Raw genomic sequence first — 3418 nt, 5'->3', positions numbered from 1 at the left:
CCGCCAGGCCGCGCGGCAATATGAACAAGCCAGCTATGAACTGGACGCACAAACCAGCAGCACCCTTATCGAGCTGCGCAAGCAATTCAACCTGTGCGTCAGCAGTGTCGCCAAGGTACGCGCCTATGAGCTGGCAGTGGCTTCGGCCAATACCTTGATCGACGCCACGCGCAAAAGTGTGGCTGGTGGCGAGCGCGTCAACCTCGACGTACTCGACGCCGAACAACAGTTCTACAGCGCCCGTCGCGACTTGGCGCAGAGTCGCTACGCCTACCTGCGCGCCTGGTTGCAACTGCGTTATTTGGCCGGCTCGCTGCAAGCCCAAGACATGCAGGAACTGGCGCGTTATTTCGCCGAGCGCCAGTAGGGTGTGCCGTGCCTACCCAGGCGATAACGCCGCAGCCGCGTGGGGCGCAGCGCCCCCTACGCTCAAAGCATGGAAAATTTCTGCGGATTTTTTTACTGACTTTCCCGCCCCAGTCGTCATTTACGTCAGAGGCCAGGTTTTTCCCCTCGGCCGCCCACTCTTTCGAGGCAATTGCCATGACCGCGCAACAATCGCAACTGACCCACGCTCTGCGTTCGCAACGCCTAAACCAATTGACCCACGAGCCCCACAGCCGCCTCGACGCTCTGGTAAAAAGCCACGACCCGTTCGGTAGCCGGGAAAATTTCGCCAAGTTTGTCGCCGCCCAGTACCTGTTCCAGTACGACCTGGAAAACCTCTACCGCAACGCCGAGCTGGCGCAGATTGTTGACGACCTGCCCAGCCGCGCCCGCGTTGAACAGGCGCGCCTGGACCTGGCCGACCTTGACCACGCCGTGCCGCAGGGTGACGACAGCGTGCGTGGCCAACACCATGGCCTGGGTGCTGCGTTGGGTTGGGTGTTTGTTTCCGAAGGCTCGAAGCTGGGCGCTGCCTTTTTGATCAAGCGTGCTGAAGCGCTGCAGCTCAGCGACACCTTTGGCGCCCGCCACCTCGGTGAGCCGGAGGGCGGTCGCGCCCAAGGCTGGAAAAAGTTCGTCGCCGCCCTTGATGCTGTGGTGCTGGATGCCGAGCAAGAGCGCCAAGCCGAGGCCGCCGCCATTGCCGCTTTCAACCGCTTTGCCGACCACCTGGAACGTACTTTTGCCTGAAGCCTGTGAGCCGCTCAGCCCGCGCCGGCCCTTGCGTTGGTTATGGTTGGCGGTTGCCTATCTAAGCCTGGGGCTGGCGGTGCTGGGGGTGATTGTTCCCGGCCTGCCGACCACCGAGTTTGTGCTGCTGGCCGCCTGGGCGGCTTCACGTAGCTCACCGCGCTTGGCCGCTTGGCTGGAAAACCATCGGCTGTTTGGCTCGCTACTGCGTAACTGGCGCGACGGCGGCGTGATTACCCGCCGCACCAAGTGGCTGGCGAGCCTAAGCATGTTGCTGGCGCTGACCATCATGTTGCTGACCGTAAAGCACCTGCCTTCGGTGGCATTTGCCGCACTGGGCATGAGCTGCGGCGCGGCGTGGATCTGGTCGCGTCCTGACCGGCGTCAGTAAGCTGTTCAAGCGCACAAGCGGTTGGGTATCGCCGCCCACATAAACCTGTGAAAGGTGCGTGGAGTTATTGGCTGATTTCCTATATTCCTGCTGCGAAGACGGGGGTGATTCTGCACGTTCGTTTCTTGCGGACTCACCTCTATGCTGCCCACTTTCTTGCGATGTGCTTCAGCACTTATCGCCCTTAGCTGTTCGGCAGTGGTTTTAGCCGAGCCGCCCGCACTTATTCCTCGCGCACAGTTGTTTGGCAACCCTGTTCAGGTTGGCGCGCAAATCAGTCTGGACGGCAAATGGCTGGCCTGGCTTGCACCCAAAGATGGCGTGCTGAATGTGTGGATCGCCCCAGCGGATAAGCCCGATCAAGGCCAGGTCCTGACACAGGCCAAAGACCGGCCCATTTATGAGTATTTTTGGGCGCCGGATTCTTCATCGATTCTGTATGTGAACGATAACGCTGGCGACGAAAACTATGTGCTCTACAAGGTTGCGGTGAGTGGCGAGCACGCTGGTGTGGCGCGGCGCCTGACCCCGGCCGAAAAGACCCAGGTGCAGATCGTCGGTATCAACCAGAACGTTAAGGACCGCATCCTTATCGGCTTGAACAATCGCGACCCACGCCACTTTGACGTCTACAGCCTGGACCTCGCGTCCGGCAAGCTGACCGAGGTGTTCTACAATCGCCTGGGCTACAGCAATTTTCTCACCGACGGCGATCTGCGCTTGCGCATAGTCACTGGCGAGGACAGTCAAGGGAATACCGAGCTGTATTGGGTACACGGCGATAGCGTCGACAATCGCGCCTTTGCGTCGGTGCCTTTCAGCGATTTTTCCACCACCCGCCCCCTTGGCTTTTCCCGTGACGGCAACACCTTGTACTGGCTTGATTCACGAGGCCGAGACACCGCCGCCTTTGTCGCCCAAGACCTGCCAAGCGGTGCCCGAAAGGTGCTGGGCGAGGATGCCCACGCCGATGTCAGCGACGTTCAAATCGATCTGGCGACAGGCTTACCGGAAGGCTACGCGACGGAATATCAGAAAACCCAGTGGACGGCACTGTCGCCGGCCTTTAAAGACGACTTGGCGTTTCTTGGCGGTAAGCTGGATGCCCCCTTTCGGGTGACCTCCAAGTCTGCGGATAACCAGCGCTGGCTGGTGGTGGCCGAGAGCCCCACACAGCCTGGCACCAGCTATCTGTATGATCGCTCCGGGCCCAGCCTGAAGGAGCTGTTTGTCAGCAATCCAGCGTTGGCAAAGGCGCCCTTGGCGCGGATGTTCCCGCGTAACATCGTCACCCGTGATGGCCTTACGCAGGTGGCCTACCTGAGCTTACCGCCGGGCAGCGACAAAAAAGTCAGTGGCATCCCTGACCGGCCGCTACCCCTGGTGTTGCTTGTTCATGGCGGCCCTTGGGCGCGCGATAGCTATGGTTTCAGGGCTGAGCACCAGTGGTTAGCCAACCGCGGTTATGCCGTCTTGTCGGTGAATTTCCGAGGTTCGACCGGTTTTGGTAAACGCTTTCTCAGCGCGGCTAACCAGCAATGGGGCGCGAAGATGCAGGACGACCTGCTGGACGCCACGGAGTGGGCGATTCGCAACGGTGTGGCGGGCAAAGATCGCATTGCCATTATGGGCGGCTCCTACGGGGGTTACGCCACCTTGGTCGGCCTAACCCAAACCCCCGAGCGCTTTGCCTGCGGCGTCGATATCGTCGGGCCTTCGAATCTCCTGACGCTGCTGGAGAACCTGCCGCCTTACTGGGCAGGCAACACACGAGAGTTCTACCAGCGCATTGGCGACCCAACCACCGAAGCCGGGCAATTGCTGCTGCGTGAACGCTCGCCGCTGTTCAAGGCCGATGCCATTCGCCGGCCGCTGCTTATTGGTCAGGGC

General features: G+C 60.6%; 4 protein-coding genes. All 4 read left to right on the top strand.

Annotation, left to right across the window (positions count from 1 at the left end):
* Positions 1-367, top strand: a 367-nt coding sequence (locus AAAB16_RS01570) for a TolC family protein (RefSeq protein ID WP_340661753.1), incomplete at its 5' end; no start/stop codon positions are given.
* Positions 368-543: 176 nt separating this feature from the next.
* Entirely contained in the window at positions 544-1137 is a 594-nt protein-coding gene (locus AAAB16_RS01565) for a biliverdin-producing heme oxygenase (protein ID WP_340661752.1), read from the top strand.
* Complete coding sequence (locus AAAB16_RS01560) at positions 1130-1528, top strand: YbaN family protein (protein WP_340661751.1); 399 nt, start codon at positions 1130-1132, stop codon at positions 1526-1528. Before AAAB16_RS01565 ends, AAAB16_RS01560 begins: the two co-directional genes overlap by 8 nt.
* 240 nt (positions 1529-1768) lie before the next feature.
* The coding region (locus AAAB16_RS01555) for an alpha/beta fold hydrolase (protein ID WP_340661750.1) at positions 1769-3418 on the top strand (1650 nt) is incomplete at its 3' end.

The organism is Pseudomonas sp. (assembly GCF_037994325.1).
Taxonomy (GTDB): domain Bacteria; phylum Pseudomonadota; class Gammaproteobacteria; order Pseudomonadales; family Pseudomonadaceae; genus Aquipseudomonas.
This window is presented reverse-complemented; position numbering and strand designations above follow the sequence as displayed.